Raw genomic sequence first — 19,170 nt, 5'->3', positions numbered from 1 at the left:
CTGTACAAAAACACAGCCCAATGGTTAACTATTAAGGCAATTTGCCTACTCACTAATAACTTACCGAGCTTTGTATGTCGCAACTGTTATCTGCCATCCCTCTGACTTCTCTGACTGGTGTTGGTGCCAAAGTAGCAGAAAAGCTCGCTAAAGTGGGCCTCAACTCAGTTCAAGACCTGCTATTTCATCTACCTTTACGTTACGAAGATCGCACTCGTATCTACCCTATCGTCAAGCTTCATGCAGGCCTGTGGGCGGCCGTGCAGGGCAAGGTGATGAGTGTTGATACTCTGTTTGGCAAACGCAAAATGCTTACTGTCAAAATTAGCGATGGCAATGGCACTATTACCCTACGCTTCTTTAACTTTACCGCGGCGATGAAAAACAACTTCGCAGAGGGTAAGACGGTTCATGCGTATGGCGAAATTAAACGTGGCGGCTACGGGTTAGAGATCGTTCATCCTGACTACAAATTCTATGCTCCGAACCAAAGCGCCGAAGTTGAACAGTCGCTAACACCTGTCTATCCGACCACCGATGGATTAAGACAGATAACCCTGCGCAACCTGACAGACCAAGCATTAGAGCTACTCGACAAAGCAGCAGTACAAGAGTTGCTGCCGAGCGGACTTTACGACCACCAGACCACACTTACACAAGCACTGCATACCATTCATCGACCGCCGCCAAGTATCGATCTGGACCAGTTTGATCAAGGGAAACATCCAGCACAAATTCGTCTTATCATCGAAGAGTTGTTAGCGCAGAACCTATCTATGCTGTCGGTACGTAGTAAAGGGCAGCAAGATGCAGCCTTGCCGCTACCAGTCGCAAACAAACTTAAGCAACAGTTGCTTGACCAACTCCCTTTTTCACCGACCAACGCCCAGAGTCGCGTGGTTGAGGAAATCGAACAGGATCTAGTGAAACCTCACCCTATGATGCGTTTGGTTCAGGGCGATGTAGGCTCAGGTAAAACGTTGGTTGCCGCACTGGCAGCGCTTCGAGCCCTTGAACATGGCTATCAAGTGGCATTAATGGCACCAACAGAGCTACTTGCTGAGCAACACGCGATCAACTTCGCTAACTGGTTTGAACCAATGGGTATCAAGGTCGGCTGGCTTGCAGGAAAACTGAAGGGCAAGGCCAAAGAGGCAGAGCTGACAAAAATTGCCAGTGGTGAAGCTCAGATGGTCGTTGGTACTCATGCCCTGTTTCAGGAGCACGTTGAATTCGACCATTTAGCTCTGGTAATCATCGATGAACAGCACCGTTTCGGTGTCCACCAGCGACTTGAGCTACGAGAGAAAGGCGCTAAACAAGGCGCTTACCCTCACCAATTGATTATGACGGCAACTCCGATCCCACGCACTCTGGCAATGACAGCCTACGCCGATCTGGAAACGTCAGTGATCGATGAACTACCACCGGGCCGAACGCCGATTCAGACCGTCGCGATTCCCGATACCAAACGAGATGACATCGTTGAACGAGTGCGTAACGCCTGCCTGAATGAAGGTAAACAAGCCTATTGGGTGTGTACTCTGATTGATGAATCGGAAGTTCTCGAAGCGCAGGCAGCCGCGGATACCGCCGAAGAGTTACAACGAAAACTGCCTGATGTGAAGATCGGCTTAGTGCACGGCCGAATGAAACCCGCAGAAAAGCAAGCCGTCATGCAGGACTTTAAAGACAATAAGCTCCATCTGTTGGTCGCGACCACAGTCATTGAAGTCGGTGTGGATGTGCCAAACTCAAGCTTAATGATTATCGAAAACCCAGAACGTCTGGGCTTGGCTCAGCTTCACCAGCTCAGAGGTCGTGTAGGACGTGGTAGCGTCGCGAGTCACTGTGTCCTGCTCTATCACTCTCCGCTGTCGAAAACCGCTCAAAAACGCTTAGGCGTGCTCAGAGAAAGTAACGATGGTTTTGTCATTGCCCAGAGAGATCTGGAGATTCGTGGTCCCGGCGAACTGCTCGGCACCAAACAGACTGGTATGGCCGATTTCAAAATCGCCGACTTAGTACGAGACCAGCGCCTGATCCCAGAAGTTCAACGCATTGCGCGTCATATTCACGATAATTATCCGGACAATGCCGCCGCGATTATCGATCGCTGGTTGGGTGAGAGGGATGTTTATTCGAAAGCATAGCGAGATGCGAGAAAAGGTTGACGTTAAGGCGTCAACCTTTTTCTGTATTTAAGACGTAAGTCCCTAACAAAAAACTCTGTATCAGATACCTACGCAGCAGTTATAACGCGCACCTCTCGAAGGGCGAAGCCCGATCTCGAAGCGAAGCGCTCTAAATTCTCGCAGGACGAAGTCCACTCTCAAAACTCTCTCAGTCCTTAACCTGAAGAATTTCGTCCCACGGCAGGCTCTCGTCACCCAGCACAATAAAGTTAGGGTTCTCTAAGGTATCCCGCTCGTTGTATGACAGCGGCTCCAGTAGCGTACTCAGGATACGTCCACCCGCTTCCTCAACAATACATTGAGTCGCAGCGGTATCCCATTCGCCAGTAGGGCCTAGACGCAGATAGCAATCTACGGCTCCTTCAGCAACCAGACAGGCTTTCAATGCTGCAGAACCGAGTGGAACCAAATCATAGTTCCAGCCACAGCTCATACGGCTAGTAATGCGGTTGATGTCCTGGCGACGACTGATCGCTATGGCGATAGGGCTCTTTTGACCATCATGCTGATGTGTCTTGATCCGCACACTTTCACTTAGATCGGGGATCTTCCACGCGCCTTTACCTTGGTATGCGTAATAAGTGACACCAGAGACGGGACCATAAACGACGCCCATGACAGGTTTGTGGTTCTCTACCAGCGCGATAATCGTTGCAAAATCACCACTACGGGCAATGAACTCTTGGGTACCATCCAGCGGGTCAACTAACCAGTAGCGGCTCCACTGAGAACGTTTATCCAGACTAATGTCTGCAGCTTCTTCAGATAACACTGGGATATCGGGAGTCAGCTCAGTCAGCTTCTCAACGATCAGCTTATGCGCGGCAATATCAGCGCTGGTAACAGGAGTTTCATCACTCTTGGTAAATTCTTCGTACTCTTTTTTCTCGTAGATATCGAGAATCAACTGCCCTGCCGAACGGGCAATCTCAATCACTGCAGGCAAATGATGCGAGAGGTCTTTTGTTATTGGCATAAAAAATCCTTAGCACTCTACTTATTGGCTCCCTCGACAGGCTCATTAATCAAGGGAGACAATCATTATGGTTTTAGTCTTTGTAGAGTCAGTAATAACGCGGTAATACTGCGCGCTTCACTGAAATCGAGGTGCGTTAGTAACTCTTCTGCTTGCGCCAGAGGCCAACGAACCACTTCTAATGGTTCAGGTTCATCACCTTCCAATTGCTCTGAGTATAGATCCTCAGCAATGAATAGGGTCATTTTGCTTGAGAAATAGGACGGCGCCAGTACGACCTCTTTTAAAGGTGTTAATTTACGGGCACCAAAACCGATCTCTTCTTTCAATTCACGTTCCGCGGCTTGTTGCGGTGTTTCTCCCGCATCGATCAAACCTTTAGGAAAACCAAGCTCATAACGCTCCGTACCAGCGGCATACTCTCGAACAAGCAAAATATCCCCTTGAGCCGTTACAGGAACCATCATCACTGCATTGCGACCACTAGGCTTCATTCGTTCATAGGTGCGCTCTTCACCATTGCTAAAGCGTAGATCCAACGCTTCAATGGTAAATAGCCGAGATTGTGCGACCGTATTCTTGGCCAGAATTTCTGGTGGAGTCCGTTTAGCCACAAGCTTGCTCCTTTGCGAAAGTTGAAGTTATTAATATATGAGAAATTAAACCGCTTTGAAAACAAAAAAAAGGGTTGGCACAACAGCCAACCCTATGTATTTCATTCGGTTAAATGAACCTATTAGTAGTAAGAGTGCTCACCACGGTCATGTTCAGTCGCATCACGTACTGCAGACAGTTCACCTTCAAACTGCTGTAGTAGCTCTTTCTCGATGCCTTCTTTTAGTGTTACATCAACCATTGAACAACCGTTACAACCACCGCCGAACGCAACGATAGCAACGCCCTCTTCAGTGATTTCTACCAGGTTAACGTGGCCACCGTGACCCGCAAGCTGAGGGTTCACCTGAGTCTGAATCACATACTCTACACGTTCTACAAGCGGAGCATCATCAGAGACTTTACGCATTTTCGCGTTTGGAGCCTTCAGAGTAAGTTGTGAGCCCATTTTATCTGTTACGAAATCAATTTCCGCGTCTTCCAGGAATGGCAGGCTCAACTCATCAACATAAGCAGAGAAACTTTCAAATGCTAGCTCAGTATCCGTAGCTTCAACCGCTTCAGGTGGGCAGTAAGATACACCACATTCAGCATTCTGAGTTCCAGGGTTAACAACGAATACACGAATATTAGTGCCGTCAGGTTGCTGACCCAACAGGTTAGCAAAGTGTTTTTGGGCAGTTTCAGTAATAGTAATTGTATTTGACACGACGAATACCTGAGTAATTTTGTAGGCTATTAGTTGACCATTCTACTCCTGAACGCTGAGAGATCTAGCATTTTAGTCAAATTCGGCTAACTTGCTGGTTCAGGAGTGCGGCAGATGCAGTAAATATCAACGGTTTTGACGCCCGCATCAAGCAGTAGTTTGCATAAATGATACACTGTACTGCCTGTAGTGAGAACATCATCAACTATGGCGACATGTTCGACAGCAAGTGGCCGTGATTTTATCGAAAACGCACCGCGCAAATTGTCTTTCCGATGAGCTCTGTTTAGCCCTGCCTGAGGAGGTGTCGCTCGAACTCGTCTAAATAGCGACTGATAAGGTAGTTCAAGCCTGCTTGCCAATGAACTCGCCAGCATCTCACTCTGGTTATAGCCACGTCGCCAATAGCGCCGCCAGTGCATCGGCACACTGGTCAGTAATTGTGCTGGCTGGTCAATTCTTGTCGCGAGTAATGATGACAGCTTTCCGGTCTGCCAAAACTGTCCCTGATATTTAAAACGGTAAACATAGCTAGATAGTGGAGGCTGGTAATCGCCAACACAATAAACGCGATGCCAAATCGGTGGATGTTTAAGGCACTCTCCACATGCAACTACCTCTGCGACCATAGGTAAACCGCACGTCTGGCACCTTGGAAGCGGCTGAAAGTAGTGACGGCAATAGTGACAAAACCCGCCAATAGAACTCTTTCGCCCGACTTCAAGACAACAAATCTCACAATGCACTGGCAACAGGTCCGCGATGTATTTTGCTACCCTTTGCGCTAACATAGCCAAACTCCAAACAACAATGATGTTCAATTGTGGCAATAGGGGCGGGAATTAAGAGATGGAAAAAGTGGCACAAACTGAGATCAACGCAAAAGCTTTGTATTGGCACACTGTTGGTGAAGGTGAAGACTTAGTCCTCATTCATGGATGGGGAATGAACGGTGCGGTATGGCAGCAAACGGTTGACGCACTAAGCCAGCACTATTGTGTCCATGTCGTCGACCTGCCTGGATTTGGCCACAGCCATCAGTCAAGTTTCGTTAATATGGACGACCTTGCCCAGCAGGTACTTACGGACGCTCCACACAAAGCGACCTGGTTAGGCTGGTCACTGGGTGGGCTGTTGGCGACTCATATTGCCCTAAACTACCCTCAACGAGTGAATAAACTCATCACAGTAGCAAGCTCACCTAAGTTTGCGGCGGAGCGCCCTTGGCGTGGAATCCAGCCCAATGTGTTAACAGCATTCACTGAACAATTGGTTGAAGATTTCCAGTTAACTATCGAACGCTTTATGGCACTGCAAGCAATGGGCAGTCCGTCAGCCCGACACGACGTCAAACAGCTTAAGAAAGCGGTGCTATCCCGTCCAACACCTAATCCTAGTGCGCTACTCGCTGGTCTTCAGCTGTTGGCCGACATTGACTATCGCGCAGAGCTCGAGAACCTGACTCTTCCAGTACTTCGTCTCTACGGTCGCCTTGACGGATTGGTTCCAGTCAAAGTGGCGAGTGATGTTGATCGTCTGCTACCTCACAGTAACCAATATGTCTTTGCCGAGTCCTCACACGCACCGTTTATGACGGAACTCGAGAGCTTCTGCCAACAAGTGAAACAGTTTATCTCTGACGACCTCTCACAATAGCTTTGTGAAACAATTTGTAAACGACGCTAAATATCTGACTAAACTGGTCGATAAATATACTAACCGAACGGAGTAACAACTCTGCAGGTTGGGCGTGAGGAGATAAATAATGCTCGTATCACCTACGAACGTAAGTGTTCCACTCATCGCCCCATCGGTTAATGTGCAAACGGAGCAAGCAGCTCGGGACAATAAAGTCCGTGAACCTATTGCTCCTACTATTGCATTGACCAAGAGCAACGCAGAACGAAAGGTTACAGCTGACGATAAGCGGCGAAAGCAATCATCCTGGGACCCCTCAGAGCACCCTAGCTATGAGACGGAACAAAGCGGTGAAGCAATTTCGCTCTATCAGGAAGAACCCAAGGACACACTCGAACGGTTATTCCAGTTGCTGGCACTGGACAGTTATAGCGAACATCAAGGTAAAGGCTACGCCATGCGTTTTCGATTGCCGAGACGCATAATCGATGCGGCGATAACAGAAGGGATGATGGCCAAACGTAGAACCGTGATTAAATTTCATTACGGCGATGCGGTTGCTCCCAACACTCCCTCTGATGTAATTGCGGTGTTGTAGTACCTTGTCGTTGTTCGCAGCGATAAGGTAATGCCGAAAAAATCCCCGTCAGTAGCACTACTGCGGGGATTTGTTTGTTAAGTCACAATGATTAGGTTACTTAACGTTTCGCCTTAGCAAAAGCAGCGGCAAACGCGCCACCCATCGCATTGTTCTGAGACTCTTCACGGCGACGCTGCCCCCCTTGAGGCTGGCGCTGCTGACCACGAGGCGCACTAGAGCGCTGCGCTCGATTGTCTTGTCCCGGCTCATCGTTAAGGCGCATAGACAGTCCGATTCGCTTACGTTTAACATCCACTTCCATCACTTTCACTTTGACGATATCACCCGCCTTGACCACTTCACGTGGATCAGAAACATAACGATCTGTCAGAGCTGAGATGTGTACCAAGCCATCCTGATGAACACCAATATCGACAAAGGCACCGAAGTTAGCCACGTTAGAAACCACACCTTCCAGCACCATGCCCGGCTCCAGATCAGACACTTCGTTAACACCATCTGCAAAAGTGGCGGTCTTAAACTCTGGGCGAGGGTCACGACCCGGCTTATCAAGCTCTTTAATGATGTCTGTCACCGTTGGAACACCAAAGCTTTCATCGGTGTAATCCACTGCATGTAAGCCGCGAAGGAACTGAGTATCACCAATCAGAGCTTTGACATCTTTTTGGTTCTTCTCTGCAATCGCTTTCACTACCGGGTACGCTTCAGGGTGAACAGACGAAGCATCCAGCGGGTTCTTACCATCCATAATGCGTAAGAAGCCAGCACACTGTTCAAATGCTTTAGGCCCAAGACGCGCCACTTTCTTCAAAGTAGTGCGCGCTTCGAAACGACCATTAGCATCACGGTAATCAACGATGTTCTGCGCGATCGTACTTGATAGCCCAGCAACGCGAGTCAGAAGTGCAGGAGACGCAGTGTTAACATCCACGCCAACCGCGTTCACACAGTCTTCGACAACCGCATCCAGTCGCTTGGCTAACATCGACTGGCTGACATCGTGTTGGTATTGGCCGACACCGATCGACTTAGGATCGATTTTCACCAGTTCGGCAAGCGGGTCTTGCAGACGACGTGCAATCGACACCGCACCACGCAGTGATACATCAAGATTAGGGAATTCTTTCGCCGCAAGTTCAGATGCAGAGTAAACCGAAGCACCAGCCTCACTGACCATAATCTTCTGAACTTTCAGGTTGCCACGTTTAATTAAGTCAGCAACAAAGCTGTCTGTCTCACGTGATGCAGTACCATTACCAATCGCAATTAAATCAACGTTGTATTTGCGTACCAGTGCATCAACAATTTGTGCCGACTTGTCATACTGCTTTTGTGGTGGATGTGGATAGATGGTTTCAGTCGCTAAGACTTTACCAGTAGAGTCAACCACGGCAATTTTCGAACCGGTACGCAGACCCGGATCGAGGCCAAGTGTTGCACGCGGTCCAGCAGGAGCCGCCATAAGCAGGTCTTTAAGGTTAGTGGCAAATACTTCGATTGCTTCAATCTCTGCGCGCTCTTTCATTGCGCCCATCAGCTCAGTTTCCATGTGCATGGATACTTTGATGCGCCACGCCCAACTGATCACCTGTTTACGCCATGCGTCAGCAGGTGCACTGCTGAGTGAGATACCATAGTGGTCACTGATGATCGTCTCACAATAGGACTGACGTACGCTCTCTTCCTGTGCCGGGTCAGCGTTCATAGCCAAAGTGAGGAAACCTTCGTTACGACCACGCAACATGGCTAATGCACGGTGTGAAGGAACCTTGCTCAGAGCTTCATTGTGTTCGAAGTAATCTTTGAATTTTTCGCCTTCTTGCTCTTTTCCTGCCACGACTCTCGATACCAGCTCTGCATTGCGATTCAGGTGGTGGCGAATCTTCTCAAGTAAATTAGCATCTTCAGCAATGCGCTCCATGACAATCGCACGAGCACCATCTAACGCCGCCTTGGTATCTTCAATGCCTTTGTCAGCAGCAATATAACCAGCAGCTTCAGTTTCTGGTTCTGTTTGTGGTTCGTTCCACAGTTTATCTGCTAGCGGCTCTAGTCCAGCTTCAATGGCAATCTGGCCTTTAGTGCGACGCTTTGGCTTATAAGGTAGGTAAAGGTCTTCCAGACGAGTTTTGCTATCAGCCTGATTAATATCGGCCTCTAGCTCTGGCGTCATTTTTCCTTGTTCCTGGATGGACTTAAGGATGGTTTGACGACGTTCATCTAACTCACGCAAATAGGATAAGCGACTATCTAGATTTCGCAGCTGAGTGTCATCTAAACCACCCGTCACCTCTTTACGGTAACGAGCGATAAATGGAACTGTATTGCCATCATCAATCAGGTTAACAGCAGCGGTGACTTGCTCAGAGCGAACATTGAGTTCTTGAGCAATCAAATTACAGATAGCTTGGCTCATCCGTTGAATCTCTTTTTTATGTTAAACGTCTAATATATTGGGGTAATGAAAGTAAAAACCAACACTTTTTGTTGTCACTAGCAAGGTTACGCAATTGTTTGACTGAACGGTTGGCAATTGTGTGAAAGTTATGTCAGAACTATAGGTAAAATCAGAACTAATATCAGAAAAATGGAACTAACTTCGTTCATACCTTTGAACGAACAATGTGCATATGGAACCACTATGAAAAAAATCTTGCTGGCCCTTTCTGTATTATCCGTTTCCTTCTCCTCACTCTCTTTTGCAGAAAGTGACTCTGCAGGCAGTGCGTTAAATGCCACCACCCAACATCCGCCTTACACCCTGGAGAATAAACTGGTCTTGGGCCGAGTTGAAAACGTCTACCTCAATGATGTCGAGCAATTAAAAGGAATCGCCTTTGCTGGCAAGATTGATACTGGTGCTGATACTACCTCTATGCATGCCACTGATATCCATGTATCAAGCGATCACCCCAAGTTCAATAAATTACGCGATCAGGAACTGATGCGAGCACTGATCGATTATGAACCAATAGATAAAGTTCATTACGATAACTGGAATGCGGAGTTATTTAAGCCATATAAGGTTAATGTCACTTTTACTGTCACTCAGCCTCAAAGCGGCAAGTCGATAGAGATCTCCCGACCAATAACGCGAGTCGGGGTAATCCGTAACCGCACACAAAAACAGCCGATTCTACGTCCGACAGTCACCTTACCGTTAACCATTGCCGACAAAACAGTGATGACCGAGGTGAACTTAACTGATCGTAGCCAGTTCTCTTCACCAATTTTGATCGGCAAAACTTTCCTCAATAACAATGCCTGGGTACTTGCCGGATACGACTATCTACAGCAACAGAAAAATGCCCAGCTTATCGGAAACAAAGAGACTGTCACAATTGCTGGTTTAAAGCAGAAGATCAGTTACTCACTGAGCAACAATTACAGCTCGCTGCATGCTACTGACATTGAGATTGACGACAAGACTCAACGAGTCACTTTCAACGTCGAGGATAGTCAGGGTAAGAGTAAGTTACTCACTTTACCTGTGGCGCGAATGCTGAATGTCAGTGGTGAAAAGCGTCCGATGGTCGTTGTGCCTATTGATACTCCAAACCAGCCTACCCAACACTGGTTAGTCTACTTAAGTGATCGCAGTAAATTTGGTTCTCAACTGCGTTTAGGCAAAAATACTCTCAACGAACGCTTTATGCTCGATACAAGTAAGAAGTCTTTGTTAGCAGGTAAACCCAAAACATTCAGCCCTGACTCCAAAGCTATGCAGGTCTCTGGCAGTGAGTCATTAACCTTAGATGGCATCACTCTCGACGCCGAGCCATCTATGACAGTAAAAACACCGCTGCTCAAAGTTGCCAGCTTTGAGATGTTCGATAAAAAAGGTAAGGAGTGGGTAACCTACTACCTCACTACTGCGGATGGCGAAGCGAAGCAGTTCTCTAAGCCGATCAACAAAAAGCTTAAGGTTGGCAGTTCGATTCGCCCGGTGGTATTTGGTACGTTCATGCTTTACGGAGAACCAGTCGAACTACCATATGCCATTGATGTGCTGTCTGAAAATGAAACCGAAGACTACTTTGTAATTGGTCAGAAAATGTCGAAAGAGGGGGTATTAATCAATACTCGCAGTGACCACCTGCTCGATACCTATCCACTGTTTAAGGCCGGCCATATTGAAGTCGCTCAAGTTGATGGACTTAGTTTTCCGGTCAAGTTAGATACTGGCGCTGATGTCAGCTCAATCAATGCACAGAACATCAAACAGTTCACTCGCGATGGACGAAAGATGGTTAGCTTTACCTATGAGAACGATCAGGGCGTTAAAAAAGAGTTTACCCGAAAAGTGGTCGATAGCATGACCATCACCGCTAAGAAGGGAGAGAAGGCAACCACTCGACCAGTGGTTGAAATGCATGTAACGCTGGGTCAGTTGGAAAAGAAAATCCGCGTTAACCTGCAAGATCGCAGTCGCTTCCATTACAGCATGATTCTGGGCAAAAACTTCCTTAAATATGGCGCTGTGGTTGCCAGTGAGAGTAACTACCTAATCACTGAACCGCCAGAATCTGAGCAGTAATAAAAAGTCCCGCCTGGTGCGGGACTTCTACTTTTCACTCAATATCATCTTACTCGGCTGAATACCGAATCTGATTTACAAACCACTCTTTGTAGCCGTCTGGGGTTTTGACGCTAAACTCATCATCCACTTCTTTCTTAAGTAGGGCGCGAGCCATCGGTGAATCGATAGATATATATCCTTTGGCATCACCATAGATTTCATCCGGTCCAACAATGCGAAATGACTTAATCTCGCCCGCTTCATTTTCAATTTCTACCCAGGCACCAAAGAAAACTTTACCCTCCTGCTGAGGTGAATAGTCGACCACCTTCACTTGTTCAAGACGTTTACGCAAATAGCGGACACGGCGGTCAATCTCACGCAGACGCTTCTTGTTGTATTGATAGTCAGCGTTTTCACTGCGGTCACCCAGACTGGCAGCCCAGGTCACTTTCTTAGTCACTTCCGGGCGTTCTTCTTTCCATAAAAAATCGAGCTCGCGCTTGAGTCGATCGTAGCCTTCTCGCGTTATTAGGTTTGTTTTCATATTTCTGACGATATTAAATTGAAGTTCCGATATACATTAGCTAAAAAGGAAATAAACGTTAACAATTCTTTGCGCCACTTGGGCCAGAACAGTGTTACATTTTAAGCTGCACAATGGGTAGACATCTCTTTACCCTGATTTAGTGCGTGCTTATCAAATAGGTGGAACCATTACATGCAAGAAAATCACAAGATCTTAGTTGTTGATGATGATGCACGTCTTCGTGCACTACTAGAGCGTTACTTGTCTGAGCAAGGATTCCAAGTTCGTAGTGTTGCAAATAGCGAACAAATGGACCGCCTGCTAACCCGCGAAACCTTCCACTTGATGGTACTTGACCTGATGCTACCAGGTGAAGATGGTCTATCGATTTGTCGTCGCCTGCGTAATGCGAATAATACGCTACCGATTCTGATGCTAACAGCTAAAGGTGACGAGATAGATCGCATTGTCGGCCTTGAAGTGGGTGCAGATGATTATCTGCCGAAGCCTTTTAACCCACGTGAGCTACTCGCGCGTATTAAAGCAGTGCTACGTCGTCAGACAACAGAACTACCGGGCGCACCAAGCAGCGAAGAGTCCATTGTCGAATTTGGTGACTTCCGCCTTAATCTGGGCACTCGTGAGATGTTCCGTGGCGAAGAAGCTATGCCACTAACCTCTGGCGAATTCGCCGTGTTGAAAGCACTTGTCACCAATGCACGTGAGCCGATGTCACGTGATAAACTGATGAACATGGCACGCGGTCGTGAATACTCAGCGATGGAACGTTCGATTGACGTTCAGATTTCGCGTTTACGTCGTATGCTAGAGGTCGACCCAAGTAAGCCACGCTATATTCAAACGGTTTGGGGATTAGGTTACGTCTTCGTCCCAGACGGAAAAGAAGCCTAACCTTAACCAGTATTACCAGAGTGCGAGACCTTGTCTCGCACTCTTTGTTTCTAATCCTATTAAGGTTGGTGTTATGCGCATTCGCAGCTCATTTACTCAATCCATTTTTATCTTTCTCACCCTGCTGATCGCAAGTCAGGTTTACTCCTACTACGCAGTATTCAACTATGCGTTAATGCCAAGCCTGCAGCAGTTCAATAAGATTCTCGGCCATGAAATCAATCTGATGCTTGATGACTCTGCCAGCCTGGAAGATGAACTAGCAATGGATGCTCCGCTGCGTCGACGTGTCTTAGAGCAACTCGGCGTGACCATTCATGCTGAAGACAGCCCTATCGCCGAAGAGTATTATCATGCGGTCAGCATCGATCTTATGAGTGAAGAGATGACAAATGAGCTCGGTTCACCAACAGATGTACGCATGATGCTGGGGAGTGAAAGCTACGTACTGTGGATGAAAATAGACTCGTTACCCGGGTCACTACTGCGCATCCCACTCTCTGAGCTACAAGAGGAAGATTTCACCCCACTATTTCGCAATAGTCTCATCATGGCAATGCTGATTGTTGCGGGTGGTTGGCTATTTATCCGTTTGCAAAACCGTCCTCTAATCGCACTGGAGAAAGCCGCTAAAGTCGTCGGTCGCGGTGAAATCCCACCACCACTTCCGGAGAAGGGAGCCTCAGAAATTCGTTCTGTTACGCGGGCTTTCAACCAAATGTCAAAAGGCATTCAGGCGCTCGAAGATGACAGGGCTTTATTGATGGCCGGTATTAGTCACGACCTCAGAACACCCCTGACCCGAATCCGTCTTGCAACCGAAATGATGTCACCAGAAGACAGCTATCTTGCGGAAGGCATTATTAGCGACACTGAAGAGTGTAATGAGATCATCAGTCAGTTTATGGACTATCTAAAACCTGTTAATAAGCAGTCCTTTGTCGCTGTCGATCTCAATGAAATTGCCAATGACGTTGCCTCTTCAGAAGGCGGCTATGAGGTGCAGATTGAAACGGAAATGGATCCGTCGATAAAAGATACCTTAGGCAGTCCGATCGCCATTAAACGTGCCGTGAGCAATCTGGTCGTCAATGCAATTCGATACGGTAATGGCTGGATAAAAGTCAGTACCGGTGCAACCGCTGACAATAAGCTGGTTTGGGTATGTATTGAAGATAATGGCCCGGGTATTGAACAGAGCCAGATTGGTAAACTGTTTGAACCTTTCACACGCGGTGATACTGCCCGAGGCAGTGAAGGGACCGGGCTTGGACTGGCAATTGTCAAACGTATTGTCAGCCAACATAACGGCTCAGTTATCGTTAATAACCGTAGCGGCGGTGGTTTGAAGGTACAGCTTAGTTTTCCAACCGCTAAGTAAAGTAAAAGGGCAGCGTCAATCACGCTGCCCTTTTTCGTTCTTTTGCCTTGTTCTGTTACCAGCGACCTTGCTGACTGAACTGGTATTTTCCTTCACTGTCTGCCTGTTCAGGCAACCACTTCAACTGCTGTTGAAGTGCTTGTGGGAACTCACCTAATGGCTTAAACCAGGCACTCGCTTTAAAGCTACGATCACCACTAAACTGGGCATTAAAGCCACTTTCAACTTGTTCACTCTGCTGCTCGCCTTCAACATCAATATTATTCTGCTGACAGCTGAATTGTGCAATGACAGGTCCAAGATAAAGATCCGCCAGTGGTGTCCCTACCGCTTGAGTATTCCACACCAGGCTCCCTTGCGCGCTATCACAGTATGGTTGGGCATAACGATAAGAGCGGAGATTAACTTCAACCTGGCCATTTAAATCAAGCGGTACTGGTAAACGTGGCGCAAACTTGCTCACTTCTTCGACGGGAATAGCGGCGATAAAGTTTTGCGCATACAAGCCATTCAGGTCGTAGCCAACAACACCTCGCCCCTGGAGAGAGAGGTCACTGCCTCGGCCAAATCGAACTTGTGCCTCAAGAGCTCCGGTAAGCACTTTTGCTGGATTAAGCTGCCAATTGAGAGCGCCATAACTTGTTCCTTGCCAACGAATCTGTTGAGCAGAACCCTGCCAGACCGTGCCCTCGACACCATTAATGCTCAATTGGCCCGGTAAAGGCGCGTATTGAATAACAAACTGCGCAGGTAAATGAGCCATAGCACTCACCACAAAGACACTACTGAGAAACATCCCCGATAGAACGGCTTTTTTCACCTGATTACCCTCTACTCAACTGCAGTCTATTCACTTCAATCAGACCATCTTGATCGCCTTTATCAATATCGAGGAAGACTACCTCAATACCATAGGAGTCCTGTAAATAGGCTATCCAGCTAACAAACTGATTAAACGGCATAGGTTCAACCCAGACCTGAAACTGCTCACCGCGAGGCTGCATTCTGATCAACTCAACGTTGAATCGTTTAACGCTGGATGACACTGCCTGGTTGATTGGCATACTAGAGACAGCCACCCCACCCTGAGCTTTGAGCTCACTTATTTCATCAGCTTTATTCTTTACCCAAGACAGCAGTTGTCGCTCACTCTGGATTCGCATTTGCGCATTATCAGCTCTCTGGAGCACAGGTTGTACAACACCCCAGTAGATACTGCCTAACGCCACCAGCACAGCGCATACCACCACCAGACGTTGTTCACGCTGGGAAATACTCAGCCACCAAGTTTGTAAGGACGTCAGTAAACCTTTCACTTATCACACCTCACAATGGTTTTAATATAAACGAGCCATTTACCTGACTCCCTGAACGATTAAGCTGTCCCTGCTCAACCTCAAATCGAGTTGCTAGCAACTCGGCTGCTTTTTCAAACGTTTGAAAGTCTTTGCTTTGAGCCTGAACTCTCACTTCATTACGACCGTTATCATACTTAACACTGACCAGGCTCAGAGCGGGCACTTGTTTGAGTATTGGTGGGAGTGAAGCGAAGATTTCGAGCAAAGAGCCATCACTACTAGTGCCAGACAGAAGTCGTGCTTGCTGCTCAAGCTCTCGCTTAAGGTAGCTTACTGTTGGTATCTTGTTTTTCCCTGGTAGTGACTGACGGAAAATACGCTCACTCTCAGCTCGGTACGCCGCAGCCTGAGCCTCATAGCGCTGAATTTTCTGTACGTTATCGACAACAATGACTGCAAGGAGTAACACCGCGGCAATCGCGACTTTCTGCCACACCTTCCAATAACGACTCATTGAAGATTTAGGTTTAAATTGTCCAGTTAACAGGGTAATTTTGCTTTCAACAGCCTGCTCCGCCAACAACTGCATGACTAGTTGCGGCTGTTCATTCTGCCACTCTTGATCTTGCTGCAAAGGCAACGGAGGTAACGACGAGTATGCTCTTAACGATAAATAGTCGTCGCCATTCTTAACCCAGTCAGACTGAGCGATCAGCTCAAGCCATTCACTATCGATAGCCAGTCCGGAAAACGGCGATTTTTTAAGTAACCATTCGCCATTAAGCTCTACAGCAGCAATTCCATCCACATCTGGTAGCGCCAACACATCAGGCAACACCTTATGAATCTGGCAGCCAATATCTCGCAACTGTTGCAACACACTGGTCAGCCAGTCAGCGTCGACCGCACACACCTGGGCACGACCATCGCCCTTATGCAAAATAGTAAAGTGGAGTTGCTCGACATCTTGCGCCAACTCATCTTCCAACACGTACGGCAGCATGGTTTCAAGCTGACGACTAGCGCCTGCTGGAATAGCGACATCACATAGCACCAGACTCGACGACGCAAGCAATACAATCGTGCGGCGGTTCTCACTGTATGGTGCGATATCTGCAAGTGCATCGTAGTTCGCCAACTCACCGCTGGCTATCACTTCCTGCTGTGTTACCGACCAGACTAACCAATGGATAGCCTGCGCCGGATTATTGCTCAGTCGAACGATCAGAAACTCGTTCACCGATACCTCCGAAGCGACGGCGAATAACCGTCGCAGTTTCTTGATTATTACTAAAGAGTAAGCTTCGAACTCTTACTCGGGAGTCATCGACGATGATCTCCACATCCATTTCAAAATAAGAACTAGTCACCGCGAGATAACCTTTGGCCTCTTTGACTACTTCTTCATTCATACCAGAGAAGGCTCCTTCAGCGAGCATTTCATCAACCGATGCCCAACCATCGAAAGGACGGTTATCAAGCAGTTTTTTCGCATCCCCTACGGCCAGATGCGGGTAAAAAAGTACGGAGAGTAGTTCAGCTTGTTCCGGTTGAAGCGTATTAATATTGATCCGAAGATCAGAGGTAGGTATTGCGCACACATAGGGCAATACTTTCTCCATCACTTCACCGGATACCTGATTAACAGCTCTCAATTCCGAGCTGTCAGCCAACATACTATTAGCTGCAAGGTAAGCTGGCGTAATTGACTCATAGTAGCTATCTTCGACTCCAGCAGTGGAGTTACTGGTATCATTGCTATCCAGATACTCCCATACAGACTGTGAAATTGTCTCCGCCTGATAGCTTTCAACCTCTAACTCTTCGAGTAAGCGTTGGAAAGCTTCAACCAAATAAGGAGAACCACCAGAGTCAGACCTATTGGTCTCCGCAGAGAGCGCATTGAGGTTAAAACAAGCCTGCTTATCAACCAGCCGGCCTTTTAATGTGCCGTAATCTAGCGGATAAGTTTGCTCCTCAAGTGCCCACGGCTGAGAGAGGTTTATCGTATCTGAGTCTTTAAAACTCTGTTGCAAGCCAGCTTGCGCCAGTGCTTCTGCTCCAACGCTATACCAGTATGCTTGCTGGTAGCTGAGTTGATTGCCAGCGCGCCTGAACTGACCAAACAAGCGGTCGGCCATACTCGCTGCAATACTGACCATCACTGCCAATAGCAACAAGACGATAATGAGTGCTACACCGCGCTGCTTACTAGCCATCTTCTCGCAGCTCCTCATCGACCGCTAATTCTCCACCAGCCGTAAGGTAAATTCGTTCAATCTTGCCATAGTCAGCCAGCTCTAGATTAACCGAAACGGCTTTTGGCAAGGTATAGTTCGTTTCCCAGCTTTCCTGCCATTTACTGCCATCGTAGAATCGCAGCTCAAATGACTCTACATCATTAATTAACGGCATCACGATCCCTTCCTGCCCCGCTGGTGTGTCAGCATAACGCCACCATATACGTTGCAGCTGGCCATCTTTGACCCGATAACCCACTTTGCTTACTTCCCCTCTGGGGAACTGCTGCTGAGGGTTATGCCAGCCAGCTCGAACAAACATCACGCCCTTGGTATCTGAATCAAGCAGATAATCTTGCCACTGGATCAGTTTAGGAAACGGCTCTTCCCCATTGGTTCGAGACTGTCGCAGTGCCATTTGACGAAAGTCGTTATCCATAAAGACTAACGCTCTCTGCAGAATTTTCAGTCGCTCACTACGTTCTAATGACAGCTCGTTACTGCGCTGAACCTGATTAAGAACCTGATACGCACCAACACTCAAGCTGGCAAAAATCGCGATCGCCACCAGCACTTCAATTAAGGTAAAACCCTGTGAACGCGCTAAGTTACTTCGGGACATAGCTTCTTACCGTCACAATAGGAGTCCCTTTGGCGCTCGTCGCCACCTTAACGTCAAATGCCTGCAGAAGATCCCCAGCGGTTGATACCGGCTCGACTGACCAATACCATTCTCGCTCGGCTAAGGTTTCCGTACCCTTCTTCTTGCTCGGTTTGCTTGTCGACAACATCACTTTTGCCATCTGATTATCAGCAACCATGGCCGCGAAGGTTTTCTCTTCTAAAAAGTTAAGAGTATTAATGTGCTGACTAACTGAGCGAATAGTTGCTATCGCAGCAGTGGCAAAAATAGCCAGCGCGACCAACACTTCGAGTAAGGTAAAGCCTTGCTTACGCCCCTTCATCTTGCTCTCCTGGGGCTAACAATATTATCTGGCCGTTCTCTTTAACCACGACATGCCAGGCGTCACGCTCTACATCTCGCTTATGCGGGTAAATAGCGATCGAGACTGGGGTTATCTCACCGCTGGACATAATAAACACCTGCGGTGGTGGTAACTTTTTCTCACCGTCTTGCTCAGCAAACATATCTTCATCAAACAGGCTACCCGGTTCAAACAGACGATCTTTGTCGCTCCATATATCGCCACCAAGCGTATAGGTGAGCGCAAGACCAGAATCTAACTCTGTTTGCTGCGGAATATGTTGCTCTTCCAGCTTCTGCCATCCTTCGGATGTTAAGTGCATAAAGCTATAGCTGGACTTCTTCTGATCGAGATTTAAGCCAAAATCACGACCACTAAGCATCGCCTCTTCATTCAACAGTTGAATGCGATAGTACAAAGACTGTGCTTGCTTCTTTGCACCATCTTCTACGCTAATGGGCAGGGTTGAAATAACGGCAACTGATGCGAGAGAAATCAGCACCAGCACCAATAATATTTCAAGCAGAGTAAAGCCCGAATGACGACGCATAGTTAATTCTGCTTGGTATGT

The 19,170-nt window shown here is 47.6% G+C and carries 19 protein-coding genes; 6 read left to right on the top strand and 13 right to left on the bottom strand.

From position 1 onward, the window contains the following. The first annotated feature begins 74 nt into the window (after positions 1-74). Positions 75-2,153 (top strand): ATP-dependent DNA helicase RecG, encoded by a 2,079-nt coding sequence (recG, locus tag RH46_RS17375; RefSeq protein ID WP_006880825.1) that lies wholly within the window; start codon positions 75-77, stop codon positions 2,151-2,153. A gap of 190 nt (positions 2,154-2,343) precedes the next feature. Here recG and cysQ read toward each other — a convergent pair whose 3' ends face one another. From cysQ to RH46_RS17355, 4 genes are all read right to left on the bottom strand, one after another. After that, positions 2,344-3,171: a 3'(2'),5'-bisphosphate nucleotidase CysQ gene (gene cysQ / locus RH46_RS17370; RefSeq protein WP_006880824.1), complete on the bottom strand. Its 828-nt coding sequence runs from the start codon at positions 3,169-3,171 to the stop codon at positions 2,344-2,346. Between the two features lie 65 nt (positions 3,172-3,236). Next, positions 3,237-3,785, bottom strand: a complete 549-nt coding sequence (gene nudE, locus RH46_RS17365) for an ADP compounds hydrolase NudE (protein WP_006880823.1) — start codon at positions 3,783-3,785, stop codon at positions 3,237-3,239. A 122-nt stretch (positions 3,786-3,907) separates the two neighbouring features. Beyond that, the gene (nfuA, locus tag RH46_RS17360; protein WP_006880822.1) at positions 3,908-4,495 is read right to left on the bottom strand and encodes a Fe-S biogenesis protein NfuA; all 588 of its coding nucleotides are present in this window, start codon (positions 4,493-4,495) and stop codon (positions 3,908-3,910) included. An 86-nt stretch (positions 4,496-4,581) separates the two neighbouring features. Next, a complete protein-coding gene (locus tag RH46_RS17355) occupies positions 4,582-5,124 on the bottom strand; it encodes a ComF family protein (protein ID WP_006880821.1) in 543 nt (180 codons plus the stop codon). A 220-nt stretch (positions 5,125-5,344) separates the two neighbouring features. On the opposite strand from RH46_RS17355, the gene bioH reads away from it, so the two are divergent. Together bioH and RH46_RS17345 are read left to right on the top strand one after the other, a co-directional pair. After that, on the top strand, positions 5,345-6,151 hold the full coding sequence (bioH, locus tag RH46_RS17350; RefSeq protein ID WP_006880820.1) for a pimeloyl-ACP methyl ester esterase BioH: 807 nt from the start codon (positions 5,345-5,347) through the stop codon (positions 6,149-6,151). A gap of 109 nt (positions 6,152-6,260) precedes the next feature. Beyond that, on the top strand, positions 6,261-6,731 hold the full coding sequence (locus tag RH46_RS17345) for a hypothetical protein (RefSeq protein ID WP_006880819.1): 471 nt from the start codon (positions 6,261-6,263) through the stop codon (positions 6,729-6,731). Positions 6,732-6,831: 100 nt separating this feature from the next. On the opposite strand, the gene RH46_RS17340 is transcribed toward RH46_RS17345, so the two are convergent. Further along, positions 6,832-9,150, bottom strand: coding sequence for a Tex family protein (locus RH46_RS17340; RefSeq protein WP_006880818.1), 2,319 nt, complete (start codon positions 9,148-9,150; stop codon positions 6,832-6,834). 225 nt (positions 9,151-9,375) lie between these two features. Between RH46_RS17340 and RH46_RS17335 the strand changes: the two genes are divergently transcribed. Then, positions 9,376-11,271: a putative ATP-dependent zinc protease gene (locus RH46_RS17335; protein WP_006880817.1), complete on the top strand. Its 1,896-nt coding sequence runs from the start codon at positions 9,376-9,378 to the stop codon at positions 11,269-11,271. Positions 11,272-11,320: 49 nt separating this feature from the next. Here the strand turns inward: RH46_RS17335 and greB are convergent, their stop codons facing one another. After that, positions 11,321-11,800, bottom strand: a complete 480-nt coding sequence (gene greB, locus RH46_RS17330; RefSeq protein WP_006880816.1) for a transcription elongation factor GreB — start codon at positions 11,798-11,800, stop codon at positions 11,321-11,323. A gap of 174 nt (positions 11,801-11,974) precedes the next feature. On the opposite strand from greB, the gene ompR reads away from it, so the two are divergent. Together ompR and envZ are read left to right on the top strand one after the other, a co-directional pair. Then, positions 11,975-12,694, top strand: coding sequence for an osmolarity response regulator transcription factor OmpR (gene ompR / locus RH46_RS17325; RefSeq protein ID WP_006880815.1), 720 nt, complete (start codon positions 11,975-11,977; stop codon positions 12,692-12,694). Between the two features lie 73 nt (positions 12,695-12,767). Then, positions 12,768-14,075: a two-component system sensor histidine kinase EnvZ gene (envZ, locus tag RH46_RS17320; protein ID WP_006880814.1), complete on the top strand. Its 1,308-nt coding sequence runs from the start codon at positions 12,768-12,770 to the stop codon at positions 14,073-14,075. A gap of 55 nt (positions 14,076-14,130) precedes the next feature. Here the strand turns inward: envZ and RH46_RS17315 are convergent, their stop codons facing one another. From RH46_RS17315 to gspH, 7 genes are read right to left on the bottom strand one after another with little or no spacing between them, the layout of a single operon-like run. After that, on the bottom strand, positions 14,131-14,895 hold the full coding sequence (locus RH46_RS17315; RefSeq protein WP_040896132.1) for a type II secretion system protein N: 765 nt from the start codon (positions 14,893-14,895) through the stop codon (positions 14,131-14,133). Positions 14,896-14,899: 4 nt separating this feature from the next. Then, positions 14,900-15,391 (bottom strand): type II secretion system protein M, encoded by a 492-nt coding sequence (locus RH46_RS17310; RefSeq protein WP_006880812.1) that lies wholly within the window; start codon positions 15,389-15,391, stop codon positions 14,900-14,902. Between the two features lie 10 nt (positions 15,392-15,401). After that, entirely contained in the window at positions 15,402-16,613 is a 1,212-nt protein-coding gene (gene gspL / locus RH46_RS17305; protein ID WP_006880811.1) for a type II secretion system protein GspL, read from the bottom strand. Next, positions 16,579-17,592 carry a type II secretion system minor pseudopilin GspK gene (gene gspK / locus RH46_RS17300; protein ID WP_006880810.1) on the bottom strand — a complete coding sequence of 338 codons (1,014 nt, stop codon included), beginning with the start codon at positions 17,590-17,592 and terminating at the stop codon, positions 16,579-16,581. The genes gspL and gspK overlap by 35 nt, the downstream gene beginning before the upstream one ends. Further along, complete coding sequence (gene gspJ, locus RH46_RS17295; RefSeq protein WP_006880809.1) at positions 17,585-18,235, bottom strand: type II secretion system minor pseudopilin GspJ; 651 nt, start codon at positions 18,233-18,235, stop codon at positions 17,585-17,587. Before gspJ ends, gspK begins: the two co-directional genes overlap by 8 nt. Continuing rightward, positions 18,222-18,578 (bottom strand): type II secretion system minor pseudopilin GspI, encoded by a 357-nt coding sequence (gspI, locus tag RH46_RS17290; protein WP_006880808.1) that lies wholly within the window; start codon positions 18,576-18,578, stop codon positions 18,222-18,224. The genes gspJ and gspI overlap by 14 nt, the downstream gene beginning before the upstream one ends. Next, a complete protein-coding gene (gene gspH, locus RH46_RS17285; protein WP_006880807.1) occupies positions 18,565-19,149 on the bottom strand; it encodes a type II secretion system minor pseudopilin GspH in 585 nt (194 codons plus the stop codon). Before gspH ends, gspI begins: the two co-directional genes overlap by 14 nt. Between the last annotated feature and the right edge of the window lie 21 nt (positions 19,150-19,170).

Origin of the sequence: Vibrio brasiliensis LMG 20546 (assembly GCF_000189255.1) — a bacterium.
GTDB classification, from domain to species: Bacteria; Pseudomonadota; Gammaproteobacteria; order Enterobacterales; family Vibrionaceae; genus Vibrio; species Vibrio brasiliensis.
This window is presented reverse-complemented; position numbering and strand designations above follow the sequence as displayed.